Source organism: Flavobacterium wongokense (assembly GCF_021608265.1).
In the GTDB taxonomy this organism is placed as follows: domain Bacteria; phylum Bacteroidota; class Bacteroidia; order Flavobacteriales; family Flavobacteriaceae; genus Flavobacterium; species Flavobacterium wongokense.
Map to the genome: position 1 here is coordinate 58,322 of NZ_JAKIHP010000004.1, position 18,298 is coordinate 76,619.

The 18,298-nt window shown below is 37.9% G+C and carries 21 protein-coding genes; 13 read left to right on the forward strand and 8 right to left on the reverse strand.

What is annotated here, in order from left to right:
* The first annotated feature begins 38 nt into the window (after positions 1 to 38).
* Entirely contained in the window at positions 39 to 617 is a 579-nt protein-coding gene (locus L1S31_RS11550) for a YdeI/OmpD-associated family protein (RefSeq protein ID WP_236464896.1), read from the forward strand.
* Between the two features lie 39 nt (positions 618 to 656).
* Positions 657 to 1,490, forward strand: coding sequence for an alpha/beta fold hydrolase (locus L1S31_RS11555; RefSeq protein WP_236464897.1), 834 nt, complete (start codon positions 657 to 659; stop codon positions 1,488 to 1,490).
* 52 nt (positions 1,491 to 1,542) lie between these two features.
* On the opposite strand, the gene yajC is transcribed toward L1S31_RS11555, so the two are convergent.
* From yajC to L1S31_RS11575, 4 genes are all read right to left on the reverse strand, one after another.
* Complete coding sequence (gene yajC, locus L1S31_RS11560) at positions 1,543 to 1,818, reverse strand: preprotein translocase subunit YajC (RefSeq protein WP_236464898.1); 276 nt, start codon at positions 1,816 to 1,818, stop codon at positions 1,543 to 1,545.
* Positions 1,819 to 1,828: 10 nt separating this feature from the next.
* Positions 1,829 to 2,224 (reverse strand): DUF1573 domain-containing protein, encoded by a 396-nt coding sequence (locus L1S31_RS11565; protein ID WP_236464899.1) that lies wholly within the window; start codon positions 2,222 to 2,224, stop codon positions 1,829 to 1,831.
* Between the two features lies 1 nt (position 2,225).
* Positions 2,226 to 3,131, reverse strand: a complete 906-nt coding sequence (gene nusB, locus L1S31_RS11570; protein WP_236465004.1) for a transcription antitermination factor NusB — start codon at positions 3,129 to 3,131, stop codon at positions 2,226 to 2,228.
* Positions 3,132 to 3,244: 113 nt separating this feature from the next.
* Positions 3,245 to 4,348 (reverse strand): Glu/Leu/Phe/Val family dehydrogenase, encoded by a 1,104-nt coding sequence (locus L1S31_RS11575; RefSeq protein WP_236464900.1) that lies wholly within the window; start codon positions 4,346 to 4,348, stop codon positions 3,245 to 3,247.
* A 194-nt stretch (positions 4,349 to 4,542) separates the two neighbouring features.
* On the opposite strand from L1S31_RS11575, the gene L1S31_RS11580 reads away from it, so the two are divergent.
* Together L1S31_RS11580 and L1S31_RS11585 are read left to right on the forward strand one after the other, a co-directional pair.
* Positions 4,543 to 6,300, forward strand: a complete 1,758-nt coding sequence (locus tag L1S31_RS11580; RefSeq protein ID WP_236464901.1) for an ABC transporter ATP-binding protein — start codon at positions 4,543 to 4,545, stop codon at positions 6,298 to 6,300.
* A 71-nt stretch (positions 6,301 to 6,371) separates the two neighbouring features.
* Entirely contained in the window at positions 6,372 to 6,761 is a 390-nt protein-coding gene (locus L1S31_RS11585; RefSeq protein ID WP_236464902.1) for a PUR family DNA/RNA-binding protein, read from the forward strand.
* A gap of 265 nt (positions 6,762 to 7,026) precedes the next feature.
* Here L1S31_RS11585 and L1S31_RS11590 read toward each other — a convergent pair whose 3' ends face one another.
* The 3 genes from L1S31_RS11590 to L1S31_RS11600 form a co-directional block, all read right to left on the reverse strand.
* Positions 7,027 to 7,365: a tRNA-binding protein gene (locus tag L1S31_RS11590; protein WP_236464903.1), complete on the reverse strand. Its 339-nt coding sequence runs from the start codon at positions 7,363 to 7,365 to the stop codon at positions 7,027 to 7,029.
* 40 nt (positions 7,366 to 7,405) lie between these two features.
* Complete coding sequence (locus L1S31_RS11595) at positions 7,406 to 7,723, reverse strand: c-type cytochrome (protein WP_236464904.1); 318 nt, start codon at positions 7,721 to 7,723, stop codon at positions 7,406 to 7,408.
* A 203-nt stretch (positions 7,724 to 7,926) separates the two neighbouring features.
* On the reverse strand, positions 7,927 to 8,859 hold the full coding sequence (locus tag L1S31_RS11600; RefSeq protein ID WP_236464905.1) for a peptidylprolyl isomerase: 933 nt from the start codon (positions 8,857 to 8,859) through the stop codon (positions 7,927 to 7,929).
* 129 nt (positions 8,860 to 8,988) lie between these two features.
* Between L1S31_RS11600 and L1S31_RS11605 the strand changes: the two genes are divergently transcribed.
* The 5 genes from L1S31_RS11605 to L1S31_RS11625 all read left to right on the forward strand — a co-directional run bounded on the left by L1S31_RS11605 (position 8,989) and on the right by L1S31_RS11625 (position 12,789).
* A complete protein-coding gene (locus L1S31_RS11605) occupies positions 8,989 to 9,450 on the forward strand; it encodes a GNAT family N-acetyltransferase (RefSeq protein ID WP_236464906.1) in 462 nt (153 codons plus the stop codon).
* 91 nt (positions 9,451 to 9,541) lie between these two features.
* Positions 9,542 to 9,991: a DUF1569 domain-containing protein gene (locus tag L1S31_RS11610; RefSeq protein ID WP_236464907.1), complete on the forward strand. Its 450-nt coding sequence runs from the start codon at positions 9,542 to 9,544 to the stop codon at positions 9,989 to 9,991.
* Positions 9,992 to 10,107: 116 nt separating this feature from the next.
* Positions 10,108 to 10,785 (forward strand): tRNA (guanosine(37)-N1)-methyltransferase TrmD, encoded by a 678-nt coding sequence (gene trmD / locus L1S31_RS11615; protein WP_236464908.1) that lies wholly within the window; start codon positions 10,108 to 10,110, stop codon positions 10,783 to 10,785.
* A 220-nt stretch (positions 10,786 to 11,005) separates the two neighbouring features.
* Positions 11,006 to 11,356, forward strand: a complete 351-nt coding sequence (rplS, locus tag L1S31_RS11620; RefSeq protein WP_236464909.1) for a 50S ribosomal protein L19 — start codon at positions 11,006 to 11,008, stop codon at positions 11,354 to 11,356.
* A 209-nt stretch (positions 11,357 to 11,565) separates the two neighbouring features.
* Positions 11,566 to 12,789, forward strand: a complete 1,224-nt coding sequence (locus L1S31_RS11625) for an NADP-dependent isocitrate dehydrogenase (RefSeq protein ID WP_236464910.1) — start codon at positions 11,566 to 11,568, stop codon at positions 12,787 to 12,789.
* A gap of 33 nt (positions 12,790 to 12,822) precedes the next feature.
* Here L1S31_RS11625 and L1S31_RS11630 read toward each other — a convergent pair whose 3' ends face one another.
* Positions 12,823 to 13,530, reverse strand: coding sequence for a hypothetical protein (locus L1S31_RS11630; RefSeq protein ID WP_236464911.1), 708 nt, complete (start codon positions 13,528 to 13,530; stop codon positions 12,823 to 12,825).
* Between the two features lie 158 nt (positions 13,531 to 13,688).
* Here L1S31_RS11630 and L1S31_RS11635 point away from each other — a divergent pair, with 158 nt between their 5' ends.
* The 4 genes from L1S31_RS11635 (at position 13,689) to L1S31_RS11645 (ending at position 18,298) form a co-directional block, all read left to right on the forward strand.
* Positions 13,689 to 14,822: a helix-turn-helix domain-containing protein gene (locus tag L1S31_RS11635; protein ID WP_236464912.1), complete on the forward strand. Its 1,134-nt coding sequence runs from the start codon at positions 13,689 to 13,691 to the stop codon at positions 14,820 to 14,822.
* A 388-nt stretch (positions 14,823 to 15,210) separates the two neighbouring features.
* A complete protein-coding gene (locus L1S31_RS14915) occupies positions 15,211 to 15,339 on the forward strand; it encodes a hypothetical protein (RefSeq protein ID WP_255702268.1) in 129 nt (42 codons plus the stop codon).
* A gap of 90 nt (positions 15,340 to 15,429) precedes the next feature.
* Positions 15,430 to 15,792 (forward strand): hypothetical protein, encoded by a 363-nt coding sequence (locus tag L1S31_RS11640; RefSeq protein WP_236464913.1) that lies wholly within the window; start codon positions 15,430 to 15,432, stop codon positions 15,790 to 15,792.
* 106 nt (positions 15,793 to 15,898) lie between these two features.
* Positions 15,899 to 18,298 carry a TonB-dependent receptor gene (locus L1S31_RS11645; protein WP_236464914.1) on the forward strand — a complete coding sequence of 800 codons (2,400 nt, stop codon included), beginning with the start codon at positions 15,899 to 15,901 and terminating at the stop codon, positions 18,296 to 18,298.

Genomic DNA, 18,298 nt, shown 5'->3' on the forward strand with positions numbered 1-18,298 from the left:
GCTTCGCGAACACTCGAACTGACGTATTGATTCAGCATATGGAAGAAAAGAAAACCTGGGACAAAGTCAATCAATGGGAGAATGAGTTGGTGCTGTTGCGCGAAATCATACAGAAAACCGAATTGGTTGAAACGCATAAATGGGGCGGCGAAGTGTATACGGTGAACAACAAAAATGTGTTGGGCATTGGTGGCTTCAAGAACTATTTTGTCATTTGGTTCTGGAATGGTGTCTTCCTAAAAGATGATGCGAAAGTATTGGTAAATGCCAACGAAGGTGTGACCAAAGGTTTGCGCCAATGGCGTTTTACTTCGGCTAAGGAGCTCAACGAAAAGTTGATCCTGCATTACATAAACGAAGCGATTGCCAATGAAAAAGCCGGGCTTTCAATTAAACCCGAAAAGAAAGAAGCCATGAAATGTGATTTTTTTGAAGATGCGCTTCAAAAAGACAAAACATTAAAGGCAGCCTTGGAAAAATTTACTCCAGGCAAGCAAAAGGAGTTTTGGGAATTTATGGCGACAGCCAAACAGGAAAAAACAAAAGTTACCCGATTGGAAAAAATCAGGCCTATGATTATGGACCACATCGGATTGAATGATAAATACAGAAAATAACTAATGAAGAATGGTTTTCTTATTGTACGCAACAACAAAATGAAGACCATTTTCTTTTCATTGATATTGTGTTACCTTATTTTTTGCCAGTCCTGCATGCGGATGCGGATGACACCAAAGGAAACCAAGACCTTTTTCAAAACTTCCAAAACGGCCTATGTCGATTCGTCCATTGACATCAATGGCTATACCATCCATTACATCGAAACCGGGAAAAAAGACGCTTCTACCCTATTTTTTGTCCACGGTTCGCCCGGAAGCTGGGATGCCTATAAAGACTATCTGAAAGACAGCCTGCTGCTTTCCAAATACCGAATGATTGCCATTGACCGGATTGGTTTTGGCTATAGTAATTTTGGCAAAGCCGAAAACCTTAAAACCAACACGTTCATCATTGAAAAATTCGTAAAACAAACTTCCAATGGAAAACCAATTTACCTTATTGGGCATTCTTTGGGTGGCCCAACGATAGTACAGATGGCGGCTGAACAGCCTGCGGATTATGCAGGTTTGATTATTTTGGCTGGTTCGGTTGACCCGAAAGCCGAAACACCCGAAAACTGGCGTCCCATCATTATGGCAAAACCACTGCGTTATTTTATTCCCGGTGCGCTCCGCCCTTCAAATGACGAATGCTGGTGGCTGAAAAGTTCATTATATGAGCTGGAACCAAAATTGGAAAACATTACTTCAAAAGTGATTATCATTCACGGCACCAAAGACCAACTGGTTCCCTACAGCAATGTGGGTTTCCTGCGACGCGAACTGGTAAATGCCAAAACGCTAAAGGTAATTTCGATTAAGGATGCGAATCATTTTATTCCATGGACGCATTTTAAGGAAATACGCGATGTGCTGTATCAATTGGAATAAAAAAATCCCAAACTCCTGAGGAATTTGGGATTCGTGTTTTTGTTTTGAAAGCCTAAGCTTTTTTGTTCAAGGCTGCTGTTAGTTCCAATGAAATGGCAGAGCGCTCAATCTTAAGTTTTCCCGACATGGTTTCGATTACTACTGAAGTTTCCGTCAACTCGGCTATCTTTCCGTGGAAACCACTTTTAGTAATGATTTTATCGCCAACCTTAAGTCCGGCTTCGAATTCTTTTTCCTGTTTGATTTTCTTTTGTTGTGGTCGGATCATAAAGAAATAGATCACCACAAACATTAGTATAAACGGTAAAAACTGACTTATTTGTCCCATAATGATTAATTTATTTTGCCTTTTCAGGCACTTCTATAGTTGCTTTAATTTTTAATATTTCGATACTGTCTTTCGTATTGCAGAAAAGTGTAACGGTTTTTTGGGTTTCTCCGTGTTTGCCTGTCGAATTAAACGATACTTTTATCGTTCCGCTTTCGCCCGATTTGATTGCTTCCTTCGGATATTCGGGCACAGTGCAGCCACAAGAACCTTTTGCTTTGGAAATAAGCAGATCTGCCTTACCGGTATTGGTAAACTTAAAATCATGAACCACTTTGTCGCCTTGGTTGATGGTTCCGAAATCGTATTCCGATTCGCTAAAAGTCATTTCTGCATCCTTGTGCTCACAAGATGCCAAAAACAATACTGCAAAAAATACTAGACTTACTTTTCTGATTGCATTCATATTACATTAAACCTCTTCCGGTTTTTTGGATTTTATTTTCGTTTTGGAATTCCTTGATAAGGTTATCCAGGATTCCGTTGATAAAGATGCTGCTTTTTGGTGTTGAATATTCCTTGGCAATTTCCAGGTATTCATTGATGGTAACCTTAAGCGGAATTGACGGGAATTTCAGGAACTCACAGATAGCCATTTTCAAAATAATCGTATCGAGTTCGGCTATTCTTTCTGCATCCCAGTTTGGGGTTTTGTCGATGTATTCTTTGGCCAAATCCACTTCGTTAAGAACCGTTTTCCTAAACAAGTTACCTACAAATTCCTGGTCTTCCTGGTCTTTGTATAATTTGGTTACCCTAAATTCGTCTTTTTCATTAAGCTGTTTCAGTTGCTTTACAATTTGGGTATTGACCAACGGAATGTCATCAATCCACGTTAGTTTATTGTCCTCAAGGTAATCATACAATTTTTCGTTTGGCGCAATGATTTCGGTAAACACATCGGCAACAAAATCCTTGTCTTCCTGATAGGTGTTTTTCCTGTTAACCATATACTTTTGATACAAAGCACTTTGTTTGATTTCATTCAATAAAATCAAGATATAGGTATCATCGAGAGTCCAATTGTTGATTTTCCTTTTTTCAAGGGCAATGCTCAACGAGTTGCTTTCCTCCAATTGCTGGAGTACGGCATTATCGACAAATTTTCTGTTGGGATTTTTTTCTTCCGGTGTTGCTAAATGTTTTTTGCTCGAAGTCTCAAGAAAGACCACTTCCTTCTTTCTGATTTCAATCAATGAAGACAGCATGATTAAATACAAATCCTGAATACTATCGATACTATGAAGCAAAAACTTTTCTTCTTTCTCAATATCGTCAGAGCTTTTTTGGTGTAATGCATAAATAGATTGCATCACTTTCACCCGAATATGTCTTCTGTTTAACACCTGTAAGAACTTTTAAAAATTAACAAGGCGAAAGAAATTCTTTCGCCCTGCAAAAATAGGAAATATTTTTAAACGACTTTTTATTTAGCGTTTTCTTTTTTTCTTTCAGCAATACGGTTTTCTGCGATTTGCATTGCAGCCTGTTGCGTGGTCATGTTTTTCTCGTCAGCAAACTTGAAGATTTCAAGAGTCGTGTTATAGATATTCTCTGTTCTTCTGATTGCTTCACCATCGCTGTATTTTACCAATTCTCCGTAAACATTGATGATTCCACCAGCGTTAATCAGGAAATCCGGTGCATAAGCAATGCCTCTGTCCCTTAAGATTTTCCCGTGAACCGCTTCAACAGCCAATTGGTTGTTTGCAGCTCCGGCAATTACCTTAGCGTTTATTTTATATACAGTCTCATCGTTGATGGTTGCTCCTAAAGCACAAGGAGAATAAATGTCAACATCAGCAGCATATAAATCTGGGCCAGTAAAAATCTGTGCACCATATTTTGCCACCATGTTTTCCATTTTGTCCTGGTGGATATCTGAAACGATAACGACAGCGCCTTCATTAGTCAAATGACTAATCAAAGTTTCTCCAACGTGTCCGTTTCCTTGTACCAATACTCTTTTTCCTGCTAAGCTGTCTGAACCAAACTGATATTTGGCAGCAGCCTTCATTCCCATATAAACACCATAAGCAGTTACAGGAGAAGGATTTCCTGAACCACCTTTTTCAACAGAAATACCGGTAACGTGTTTGGTTACTTCGTGGATCCTGTCCATATCTTCAGTCGTTGTCCCTACATCTTCAGCAGTAATATATTTTCCGCTTAAGGAATTTACAAACTGACCGAAACGTGTAATCAATTCCGGAGTTTTATCCGTTTTAGCATCACCAATGATGACTGCTTTTCCTCCACCAAGATTTAATCCGGTAATGGCCGATTTATAAGTCATTCCGCGGGAAAGACGCAAAACATCATTCAATGCTTCCCATTCATTAGCATAATTCCACATTCGTGTTCCGCCAAGTGCTGGTCCCATAACTGTGTTATGAATTCCAATAATTGCTTTTAATCCTGTATCTTTGTCATTACAAAAAACAATTTGTTCGTGATTATCAAAAGATAACTGACCAAAAACGGGATCCATTTTTTTAAGCTCTGCTGGCGTTGTGATTTCTGATGTCATTTTGTAAAAGTTAATTATTAATGCTTTTTAAAAAAGCCCTACAAAATTAAAACTTTATTCAACAAAACTCACTTAAATCGGGAATAATCGACAATTTGTTAATAAAATCAATTTATACCAAGAATATAATAATTTGATTATTTTTAACGTTTTAACACTAATCTGTTTTTAAAACCCATTTCTGCCGAATTTCAATGAAAGAACTTCAATATTTAAACAAATACTTTGTAAAATATAAATTCCATTTTTTATTAGGAATTATCATCACAATCGTAGCCCAGATTTTTTTCGTTTATGTTGCCAAACTGGTAAGCAAATCGTTTACTGACATTGACCATTACCTAAAAAAAGAGATAACTTATGATGTTGTAAAAACTGCCTTAATCCACAATCTTTTTTGGATTTTGGCTACGGCATTGATTGCAGGCATTTTAACTTTTTTGATGCGTCAAACGCTTATCGTGATGTCGCGTCATGTGGAGTTTGATTTGAAAAATGAAGTCTTCAGGCATTACGAAGTGCTGGATCAAAATTTTTACAAACGCAATCGTACCGGAGATTTGATGAACCGCATCAGCGAAGACGTTGGCAAAGTCCGCCAGTATGTTGGGCCGGCCGTAATGTATACCATTAATACCTGCATCCGTTTTACGGTTGTCATTATATATATGTATAATGTTTCGCCTCGTCTGACCTTATACACCATATTGCCTTTACCAATTGTTGCCTACATCATTTTCAAATTAAGCCAGGAAATCAATAAGCGCAGTACCATTTTTCAGCAATATCTATCAAAGGTATTTACTTTTACTCAGGAAATTTTCTCCGGAATCCGTGTGGTAAAAGCCTATGGCCTGGAAAAACAGTATCAGGATAATTATGATGGGATTGCAAAAGAAAGCAAAGCCAAAAGCATGAGCCTGGCGCGGATACAATCGCTTTTTGGCCCGTTGATGATTGGGCTGATTGGCGTGAGCAACCTGATTGTAATTTATTTTGGCGGCATTATGGTCATTGACGGAACAATCAAGGATATTGGCACCATAGCCGAATTTATCATGTATGTCAACATGCTTACTTTCCCTGTGGCAACTATTGGCTGGGTTTCTTCGTTGGTTCAGGAAGCAGAAGCTTCACAGAAACGCATCAACGAATTCCTGAAAATAGAACCTGAAATCAAAAATAAAACGATTGGAACTATTGCCATTGAAGGCGAAATCGAATTCAAAAATGTGACTTTCACGTATGACGACACCAATATCACGGCCTTAGAAAATATTTCATTCAAGGTAAAAAAGGGAGAAACACTGGCAATCCTTGGCAAAACAGGTTCCGGTAAATCGAGTATTTTATCCTTGATTACCCGGTTGTATGATATTAAGGAAGGTATGATTACCATTGACGGAACAAAAATAGACGAAGTCAATTTGTATGACCTGCGCAACAGCATTGGGATTGTGCCTCAGGATGCGTTCCTTTTCTCGGACACAATCCGCAATAACATTAAATTCGGGAAGGAAAATGCTTCTGAAGAAGAAGTCATCAATGCGGCGCGAAAAGCTGTTGTACATGACAACATCATGAATTTCAACAAACAATATGATACGGTTTTAGGCGAGCGCGGCATTACACTTTCAGGTGGGCAAAAGCAACGGGTTTCGATTGCGCGCGCCATCATCAAAGAACCTAAAATATTATTGTTTGACGACTGCCTTTCTGCTGTTGATACCGAAACCGAAGAACAGATTCTGAATAATCTGTTGGAAATATCAAAAGACAAGACCACGATTATTGTAAGCCACAGGGTTTCTTCTGCCAAAAATGCCGACAAAATCATCATCCTAGATGAAGGACAAATCATCCAAGAAGGTTCTCATAATCAATTAGTAAACCAGACAGGCTATTACGCCGAGTTGTATGCAAAGCAACTTTCAGAAAAAGAATTAAATTAAAATGTTGTTTGGTAACAAAAAATTTACCATTTTTGAACTGTATAGAAACACTACTAATTGACTGAAAGAAAATGAGAGAAAACGATATGTTAGAAAAAGATGAGATTTTTTCTAAAGTTTTAAGAGCAGGAAGAAGAACCTATTTCTTCGATGTAAGAGCTACAAAAGCTGATGATTACTACATAACCATTACAGAAAGTAAAAAATTCACTGAAGAAGATGGTTCCTTTCACTTTAAAAAACACAAAATTTATTTGTACAAAGAGGACTTCGCAGCGTTCACCGAAATTTTAGAGGAAATGACTGCTTATGTTTTGAATAACAAAGGCGAAGAAGTAATCTCAGAAAGACACCAAAAAGATTTCAAAAGGGAATTCCAACAGGAAACCGCGCTCGAAGATGCAAGCGTAAAGCCAGCTTCTGAAAAGAGTTTCACCGATATTGATTTTGACGATATTTAATCAACAATAAAAAAGCCCAAAACAATGTTTTGGGCTTTTAAATTAAAATTTACATGCAAAAAATTATAGCTTATTTAAATAAACACAGCCTTATTATCAATTCTGTTTGCATTGCCTTTTGGTTATGGATCATTTATGAAAATTACCAGACATCTCAGGCAGAAAATTCATTTGAACAACGAAAATACTATTTTATAGTTCCGGTGCTATTCATCCTTTTGTCTGCATTCAATATGTACATGGCGCAAAAAAGGAAAAATCGCGCTTAGCCAATCCTCAAGCCATTTTCCACTTTAAGATCAGAAGACAATAAAACAATGTCATCCTGATTTACCGAACCCAAAACCAAACATTCACTCATGAAAGTTCCGATTTGTTTTTTGGGGAAATTGACCACGGCTACAATCTGCTTTCCTATCAAATCCTCCTTATTGTATCGCTTCGTAATTTGGGCTGATGATTTCCGGATTCCGATTTCGGTTCCAAAATCGATTGTCAGTTGGTAAGCAGGTTTTCGCGCTTCGGGAAAATCCCTGACTTCAAGGATGGTTCCAATCCGCATTTCCACCTTTTCAAAATCGGGCCACGAAAGTATATGTTCCATAGTTGTAGCATAAAAAATCCCGACGAATCGGGATTTACTATTAGTTCATTGTTAGATAATTGTAGATTTTTTGTCCCTGCATATCATCAAGATGTGCTTTTTTCTGCATACGGTCAACAATCGGTTTCCATTCTTCTGCAGAATATTCCTTCGGTCCATAAAGCCTGTGGCATTTGGCACAATTGTTATCATAAAGCTCTTTTCCCTGAGCCAGTTCGGGCGTCATGACCGTTGCTGTAGATTCTCTGGTTCCGCTTGTTGCAACGGGTGTAGATGCAGCTGCAGGAGCATTTGATTTTGAAGCACACGAATAAATCATTAGGGCTAAAATGGCAAGGGCAGTTACTTTGTATTTCATGGTTGATTTTTTTGTTTGGTTGAAGGGTAAATATATAAAAAATCCCAACAGCGGACTATTGGGATTTTAATTTTAACCAAATCTTTAGATTTAGTGCTATATTTTAGGAGCACACGTTATGCTCATTGCTAGACTAATCTTCCCGCTTTCCACACTACATGGTAGTTTGCTGCAATCGGGGCTAGCCTTGACATTCCTGCTTCTTACTTAACGTCCATCAATTCAACGTCAAATACCAAAGTAGCATCTGGCGGAATTACACCTCCGGCACCACTTGAACCGTAACCTAAATAAGATGGGATGACAAAACGTGCTTTATCGCCAACATGCAACAATTGGATTCCTTCGTCCCAACCTTCGATAACATGGCCTTTTCCTAATGGAAATTCAATTGGTTTTTTTCTTGGATATGAAGAATCAAATGTCTTTCCGTTTTCCAATTGTCCTGTATAATGAACCGAAACCGTTTTACCCGCTTCTGCTTTTTTACCGTTTCCTTTTTGGATGATTTTATAACGTAAACCGCTTTCCGTCTGATCAAAACCTGCAGCCAGTTTTTCCATAGCTCCTTCAGCCTGTTTTTTGGCTTCTTCAATTCTTTTCAAACGAGAACCTTCAAAAGTCCTGAACGCCTCAATGGCATTCCATTTTTGAGCTTCATCTCCTACTCTCACGATTTCCAAGCTTTCGATTAAATCTCCCTGAGCAACAGCATCAACAACATCCTGTCCTTCAACAACGTGGCCAAAAACAGTATGCTTTCCGTCCAACCAGTTTGTTGGAACATGCGTGATGAAGAATTGCGAACCATTGGTTCCTGGACCGGCATTTGCCATAGATAAAACTCCGGGTTTGTCGTGTTTTAAACTTGGATGGAATTCATCATCAAAGTTGTAACCGGGACCACCTGATCCAATCCCTTGTGGGCAGCCACCCTGAATCATAAAATCTGGAATTACCCTGTGGAATTTTAATCCGTCATAATAAGGTTTTCCCATTGGTTTTGCTGAATTTTCCAATTGACCTTCGGCTAATCCAACAAAATTACCTACAGTTCCAGGTGTCAAATCGTGTGTTAGTTTTACTAAAATCGAACCTTTTGAGGTATTGAATTTAGCGTATATTCCGTTTTCCATTATCTGTGTTTTTTAAATGTGGCGCAAAATTACGAATTATAACGCTAAAAAAATCTAAAATAAAAGTCAAAAATCTACTATTGAAAATTGTAAAACTTGCTAAATTTGTTTGGACAAATAAACAAGTGAATGCCCGCAATAATAATCCCTTACAAGCCCGAATACAAAGCGTTTTTCATTTCATTGAACAAAGCCTGGCTTGAAGAATTTTTTTATGTGGAACCGCATGACATTGATGCTTTTGAAAAACTGGAGGAAATCATCCTCAATCCTGGCGGTGAAATTTTCTTCTGCCTTGTCGATAATGAAGTTGCCGGAACGGTTGCCATGCAGAAAGTGAATGACGTTACTTATGAACTCGCAAAACTGGCAGTGGATAAAAAATTCCAGGGACAAAAGCTGAGCAACCTATTGATGGATGCCTGCATTGCTTTTGCCAAACAAAAGAACGCAGAAAAAATCATGCTGGTATCGAGCACGAAACTGGATACCGCTTTGAATTTATACCGAAAATATAATTTTAAGGAAGTTCCGTTGGACGAAACCGATTATGATCGTGCCGACATTCAGATGGAACTGGAATTATTATAAATTTTGAATTATAAATTTTAAATGAACACTGACATTCCCAATCAAGAGAAATAAAACAACAAATTCAAAATTCAAAATTCAAAATAATATTATGAGCTCAATTTACAACAAAGCAGACAACGAAATCATTATTTCACGAATCAACAAACTTACACCGGAAAGCCAGGGACAATGGGGAAAAATGACGGTAGACCAAATGCTGTCACACTGCCAGGCACCGATGGATTTTGCTTTTGGAAAAACTCCGATGAAAGCGAATTTCCTGATGCAGCTTTTGGGTAAAATGATAAAAGGTAAGATGCTTAAATCAAAGGAATTCAAAAAAAACAGCCCAACTGCTCCTGCTTTTATCAGGACCGAAAAATATGATTTTGAGGATACCAAAAACGGACTGATTGAAAGAATCAACTATTTTTCTGATTTGGGCCAAGGTGCCATTAAAACTACCAAACATCCTTTCTTTGGCGAAATGACTTATGACGAATGGAGCCAGCTGCACACGATGCATTTGGATCATCATTTAAGGCAGTTTGGGGTTTAAAAAAATAAACCTTAGCCCAGATTGAAACGGCATCCTTTTGTTTCGTTCCATGAACGAAACAAAAGATATAGTGGAAAGCTGGAAATAGCTCCTAAAAATTATTTTATCTTTGCGCCATGCGAATAGATATCATCACCATTTTACCGGAATTACTGAGAAGCCCTTTTGAAGCGTCGATTATGAAACGCGCTATTGAAAAGGGATTGGTGGAAGTCCATTTTCACAATTTGAGGGATTACACGACCAACAAACAGAAAAGCGTTGACGATTATCCTTTTGGTGGCGGTGCCGGAATGGTCATGATGGTGCAGCCGATTGACGCCTGCATTTCGCATTTAAAGAACCAGCGCAACTACGATGAAGTCATTTATATGTCACCTGATGGTGAAACGCTGAACCAGAAAATGGCAAACACGGCTTCGATGTATGAGAATATTATCATACTTTGCGGGCATTATAAAGGTGTGGACCAACGTGTCCGCGATCATTTTATTACCAAGGAAATTTCGATTGGTGATTATGTTTTGAGTGGCGGTGAAATTGGTGCCATTGTCTTTTGTGATGCTATCATTCGTTTGATTCCCGGAGTTTTATCGGATGAAACCTCAGCCTTGACGGATAGTTTTCAGGATAATCTATTATCGGGACCAATTTATACAAGGCCTGCAGATTACAAAGGCTGGAAAGTCCCCGAAGTTTTGACCAGTGGCCATTTTGCAAAAATTGACAAATGGCGTGAGGATATGGCGTATGAACATACTAAAAAGAGACGTCCTGATTTACTTGACGAATAAGTTTTTTATTCTAAATTTTGAATTTTGAATTTTAAATTAATATCCCCTTAACTATAATTCGTTGATAACAAATAGTTTATGGGTTTTATTTTTCTCTAAAATAATTCAAAATTTATAATTCAAAATTCAAAATAATTATATAAATTTGCCCCCACTTTGACCAACCTCTGGCGAGAACCGTGAATGTTGCTCAGATTTAAAACCATAATATTTAGAAAAAATGGCAAATTTAGTAGATTTCGTTAACAACGAATTATCGACAAGAAAAGATTTCCCTGTATTCGGAGCTGGAGATACCATCACAGTTTACTACGAAATTAAAGAGGGTGAAAAAACAAGAACACAGTTTTTCAAAGGAGTTGTAATCCAAAGAAAAGGTGCTGGAATGACTGAAACTTTTACAATCCGTAAAATGTCTGGAGCAGTTGGTGTAGAGCGTATCTTCCCAGTTAACATGCCAGCTTTGCAAAAAGTAGAAGTTAACCAAAGAGGTAAAGTTAGAAGAGCTCGTATCTACTACTTTAGAGAACTTACCGGTAAAAAAGCAAAAATCAAAGAAAGAAGAAGATAATCCGAATCTTTCTGATCATAAAAAAAGTCCCGATACAATCGGGACTTTTTTTATTCCGTCAATTTAAAACCTTCAATTTTATCAAATCAATATTTTTTCAAAGGTAAAATGACAATTTGATAATTCAATCGATTTCGTAGTGCATATCGGCAAAATTTCTATCATATTAATTATCTTTGCTATCGCAAAATTTAAACTAACTAAAGCATATGGCAAAAATTAAAGTGGCCAATCCGGTCGTAGAATTGGATGGCGATGAGATGACACGAATTATCTGGAGTTTCATTAAAGAACAACTAATCCTTCCTTATTTAGATTTAGATATCAAATATTACGACCTTGGCATTGAGCACAGAGAAGCTACCAAAGACCAGGTTACCATAGACTCTGCAGAAGCAATCAAGAAATACAATGTAGGTATCAAATGTGCTACCATTACTCCTGACGAAGAAAGAGTAAAGGAATTCAACCTTTCTGAAATGTGGAAATCCCCAAACGGAACCATCCGTAACATTGTTGGAGGAACCGTTTTCCGTGAGCCCATCATTATGAGCAACGTTCCGCGTTATGTTCAGGGTTGGACAAAACCAATCGTAATCGGTCGTCATGCTTTTGGAGATCAGTACAAAGCAACAGATAAGGTTATCAAAGGAAAAGGAACTTTAACGATGTCATTTACTAATGAAGCCGGAGAAACTACTGAGTGGAAAGTCTTCGATTTTAAAGGTGACGGTGTGGCGATGTCGATGTACAATACTGACGAAAGCATTTATGGTTTTGCACATTCTTCTTTCCAAATGGCATTGACCAAAAAATGGCCTTTATACCTTTCTACCAAAAACACCATCCTAAAAGCTTACGACGGAAGGTTCAAGGATATTTTTGAGGAAGTTTACCAGCAACATTACAAAGCTGATTTTGATAAAAACGGAATGGTTTACGAACACCGATTAATCGATGACATGGTGGCTTCGGCAATGAAATGGAATGGCGGATTTGTATGGGCTTGTAAAAATTATGACGGAGACGTTCAGTCGGACACTGTTGCACAAGGATTTGGTTCTTTGGGATTAATGACTTCTGTATTGGTAACACCAGACGGAAAAACCGTTGAAGCAGAAGCTGCACACGGAACCGTTACACGTCATTACAGAATGCACCAACAGGGAAAAGCAACTTCTACCAATCCAATCGCTTCGATCTTTGCATGGACTCGTGGTTTGGAACATCGAGGTAAATTGGACAACAATCAGCCATTGATTGATTTTTGTCTGAAACTGGAGCAGGTTTGCATTGATACTGTTGAATCAGGGAAAATGACCAAAGATTTAGCCATGCTTGTAAAACCGGAAGGTCTGACAGAAGCTGATTATTTAACTACAGAAGGTTTCCTTGCTGCAATTAAAGAGAATTTAGATAAAAAATTGGGATAACAAACTGATTTCAATACAATAAAAAAAGACGGCCTATTGGTCGTCTTTTTTGTTTTGGTCTTTTAATTTAAGCTCTACTCCGGTCATTCTATAAACCTTGAAGATTCCCTTATAACCTGTATTCAAACCCCAATATTGATTGGTAATTAGTTTTTCATTTCCGTCAAAGAAATTAAACTGTCCTGTATTTGGGAATAACTGACCGGTGTTCAAGGCTTCAATCTGTATAATATTCAGCCCAACCTTTAAATTAAACTCATATCTTTTGAAACCCGATTCCAGCCCAATAAGAGGAATGACTTTTTCCCCATTTAAATAAATGGTAATCATATCGCCGTCAATGGCGCCATAATCCCTGCAGCCAATGAATATATTCTCAGTAAAAACTTTGTATTCACCATAAAAATAATCCTTGTTTTCAACTACGCTGGTCAGCCCTTCTGACTTCAGCTGCTCATTCATTTTTTCGGTTTTCTCCTGTGCCGGGCTTGCAAACTGCTCTTTTTCAAATACACTTTTGGGTTCTTCTTCCTTCTTTTTAAGTAATGAAACGCCCGAAAGCAATTTGTCTTTCTTGTCAAAAATGCTCGGATAGGTAATTGATTTGGAACTTGATGGCGCAATGCTTCCTTTAGGATCGGAAACCGGGGCAATATTAATGGTCCTTTTAGGTGTTTCAAATTGTGAAAATCCCTTAAAGGAAACCAATATCAATAATAAAAAAGCATAAACTGCTTTCATGTGCCATTTATTTAGGTTGTAAAAGTATTTAAATTTTGCGCAAAAATTGTTCCAAATTAACCATAGATTAACAATGTCGATTTTGTTAAAATTCTAATAAAAAAATGTAGCTTTACACTCGAGACCTTAGTTCGAATTGAACGAAGTAAAAAAGAGATTTGAAACATCTAGTCGACATAGTCATTTATTTATCATCGGGTTCCTCATTATTGCTGGGCTTTTTGCTTATTTCCAATCCGCAGAAAGTCAACGTAAAGGCGAACCTATGGTTTGGGACATCTGTATTATGCATATTCTGCCTGCTTTTTGTCGATGCTTTGATGAATGCTAAGCTGGCGCCTGAACAAGGAATTCTGACCTTCATCCTGAATTTTCCTAATTTTATCCTCGCTCCCATTTTTTATCTCAGCGTTACCTATTATATCAACCCCACACGTAAATGGAGAAATAAAGACTTCCTGCTTTTTGGGTTTGGTTTTTTTATGATTGCATTATTGATTTTTACCTTATTGGTCAAACCACCGGAAATGAGCGACCAGGACTTCTTTCCGAAGTGGTTCCAGGTTTCTTTCGGAATTATCTTTACAGCACAATTGCTCCCATATTTCTATCTTTCGTACCGCAAAATCATCAAACACCAGAAAAATGTTCGTTTATTTTCGTCAACACTTGAAAATGTCGACCTGAAATGGCTCGAATACATGATTATCGGAGCCGTAGTAATGGCTTTTTTCTGGATTGTCAATATCCTTTTCCAATCTTCTTTTGGTGGTGTTTATTTAAATTTCATCACGTATTCGATTTATCTTTTGGGCTTCTTCTTTATTGCTTACCATTCCGTAAAGCAAAAGGAAATCTATCCGTTTAAGGAAGAACAGACGGAAGAGATTAACGAAATCATTACCGAAACAGAGATTGCCGAAGAGAACAGGAAAAAGCTACTTACGGATGAAAAATTAGCCGAATCAAAAGAAGAGTTAATCGAATTGATGGAAGCCGAAAAACCGTTCCTGGATAGCGAATTAAGTTTGGTAAAATTGGCATCTTTGATGGATGTTTCGACACATATTTTATCCTATATCATAAATAATGGCTTTGATGAGAACTTTTATCAGTTCATCAACCGTTACCGCATTGAAGAAGCCAAAAAGCAAATCCTAAACCCTCAGATGAATCACCTCAGCCTTCTGGGAATAGGCTTTGAGGTTGGGTTCAACTCCAAAACCGTATTCAATACTACCTTCAAAAAATACACAGGGCAAACCCCTAGTGAATTTAAAAAAGCAGCCTAATAGGTTCTGATTTATAAACAAAGGCGTTCGGATTTATAAATCTGAACAATACACCCTTGTTTCGTCCTGACATTTGCATCAGAATTTTAACCAATTCTAACATTCGGTTGGTAACACTAAAATGTTCCAATCGTCAATCGCAAAAAAAATCATTAATCAAATTAAATCAAATGAATCAATTATTAGTCGACAATTCGCCCCAACATCTACTACAGTTCAGCCGGAAACAGCTTTTTGACATCGCATTTCAGCAGTCAATTTGCTACACTTCGACAACAAAGCCTTTTAATTGCTTGGGCCTGGGTAAAATGTGACATTACATTTGCCTCATCAATATCGATATTAATTAAAAACAAATCATTAATCATTAAAATCAAAAATCAATTCAATGAAAAAGCTACTCTTAATCACAGTACTTCTAGTTGCGGCGATGACAAAATCAAAAACAATCTTATCTGCATCAAAAATCCTGGTAAGGAATTTTCAGAAAAGAAGAGCAACTAATTTAAATTTTTAATCAAAAACAAAATCAAAAAAAATCGCCCGAGGCGTAGCCGAATTGTTGGAGCGAAGCGGAAAAATTATTAATCATTAAATCAATCACAAAATGCAAAAATTACTTTTAATCACAGTACTCTTAGTTCTATCAGTAACTAAGTCTTTAGCACAAGTAAAAAATGCTATCGAAATTCAAAATCTTGAAACCGAGTTTTCAAAAAAGGAAAACAACGAATTCAAAATTGTAGCCCACGAAGATGTGGATGTAAACCTGAAATTCAAGCTTAAAAAAGAAGATGCTTTCGATGTATTGATCTTGGATGCAGACAAAAACATCGTATTCTCGAAAGGATACTGTAAGGAAGGTGAAAATAAAATCGCCTTTACCATGGACCAGGATGAGCAATACACTGTAAAGCTTTCCAATCCAAAACTACTCACTAATGTTAGTGTTACGACAGTAGAAGAATAAAATAAAAATCATCACCCGAGGCGAAGCCGAATTGTTTGGAGCGTAGCGGAAAAAATCACAATCACACAAAAATCACAATCACACAAAAATCACAATCACAATCAAAATGCAAAACAAAATCATTCTGTTGTTGCTCTTGTTAGCAACGACCCTTTCCTTCGCGCAAGGAGGAGACAGTTTCGGTGAACCCGAAAAGCAAAAAGTAACCCTTAGTGGTACAATTTCTGACCTGAAAACCAATGAAACCCTTATTGGTGTTAACCTATTCATCCCGGAAATAAAGGCGGGAATCGTTACCAATGAATATGGCTTTTATTCTCTTACAATCCCAAAAGGAACGTACACCATCCAAATTAGTTATATGGGGTATGAAACCATGACGGAAACCATCGAATTAACGAAAGACACCAAGAAAAACATTTCGTTAAACGAAACCGGACAGGCACTGGAGGAAGTTGTCATCAATACCGAAAAAACAGCAACCAACATCCGTAAACCTGAAATGAGCGTTAACAGGCTTTCGACAGCAACCATCAAAAAAATCCCAGTGGTTTTAGGTGAAGTCGATGTTTTGAAAGCAATCCTGACTTTACCAGGCGTTACCAATGCCGGAGAAGGACAATCGGGTTTCAACGTTCGTGGCGGTGGTGCTGACCAGAATTTAATCCTGCTGGATGAAGCCACAATCTTTAATTCATCGCACGTTTTCGGATTCTTCTCAGTGTTCAATCCGGATGCGATTAAAGACTTAAAACTGTACAAAGGTGGAATTCCGGCACGTTATGGCGGAAGGGTTTCTTCGGTTCTGGATATTTACCAGAAAGACGGAAACAGCAACAAATTCAGCATGAACGGTGGTATCGGATTAATCTCGAGCCGTTTGCTTGCCGAAGGCCCAATTGCAAAAGGCAAAGGTTCTTTCCTTTTGGCTGGTAGAGGTTCTTACGCGCATTTATTCATGAAACTTGCTGACGAACCAAACTCGGCTTACTTTTATGATTTGAATACCAAGGTTAGCTACAAACTGAATCCAAACAACAATTTATTCCTTTCGGGATATTTTGGAAGGGATGTGTTCAGCCTGAATAAAAGTTTTATCAACACTTACGGAAACGCAACCTTAAACCTGCGTTGGAACCACTTGTTCTCAGACAAATTGTTCTCTAACCTTTCAACTATTTATTCTGACTATTATTATGGTTTAGATTTAAATCTGTTAGGTTTTGAATGGAAATCGGGTATCAGGAATTACAACATCAAATACGATTTAAGACATTATGTATCTGATAAGATAAAGCTGAATTATGGTGTAAACGGAATTTACTATGACTTTAATCCCGGAGTTATCGAGCCTTCGAATGAAAATTCAGGTATCAATTACAAACAGCTGGAGAAAAAGCATGCTTATGAATCGGCTTTCTACATTGATGCGGAACAAAAAGTTACCAAAAACCTTACCCTTTCTTATGGATTGCGTTTCAGCAAGTTCTACCGTTTAGGAAGCGGAAACGTTAACCTTTACGACAACAATCAGGCTGTAGTCTTTAATGAAGAATTACAGATATATGAAAAAGGAACGCCAATCGGAACAAGGCATTACGGTGAGGAAGACGTTATTAAGAAGTTTGCCAATCTGGAACCACGCTTTGCTGCATCGTATCAGTTGAATGAAGACCAATCAATCAAAGCAAGCTATAACCGCACAACGCAATACCTGCAATTGGTTTCCAATACAGCTTCGCCAACGCCTTTGGATGTTTGGACACCAAGTGACAATTATATTCAACCACAGATTGCAGACCAGGTTGCTTTGGGTTATTTCAAGAATTTTAAGGACGATGAATACTCTTTGGAAGTGGAAACCTTTTACAAAAAAATCAAAAACCGTCTTGATTACATCGATGGTGCCGATTTGATTGCCAATGAAGCTTTGGAGCAAGTCGTATTGAATGGCCAAATGAGGTCTTACGGATTGGAAGTTTTACTGAGAAAAAATACAGGAAAATTAACAGGATGGGTTTCTTATACGCTTTCTAAATCGGAGCAAAGAACTCCAGGAAGGACAGCCGCAGAAACCGGAATCAACAACGGGGAATGGTATAGTTCAGGACATGACAAACTGCACAACCTGTCGGTTACGAGTTCATATGCTTTCAACAAGAAATGGACATTTGGTGCCAACTTTGTATTGCAGTCAGGGCAACCGGTAACGTATCCAAACGGATATTACGAATATGAAGGAATCAATGTGCCTAGCTATGGCTCGCGTAACGCTGACCGTTTACCAGCTTACCATCACTTGGATTTATCGGCTACGTTTACTCCGAAACCAAATAAGAAAAAAGGATATCAAAGCGAATGGGTTTTCAGTCTTTACAACGTCTACGGACGTCAGAATGCCGCATCGATTTCGTTCGGGCAGAATGAAACCACAGGTGTTAATGAAGCTACCCGTTTATCCATATTCGGTATAGTGCCGGGTGTTAGTTATAATTTTAAATTTTAA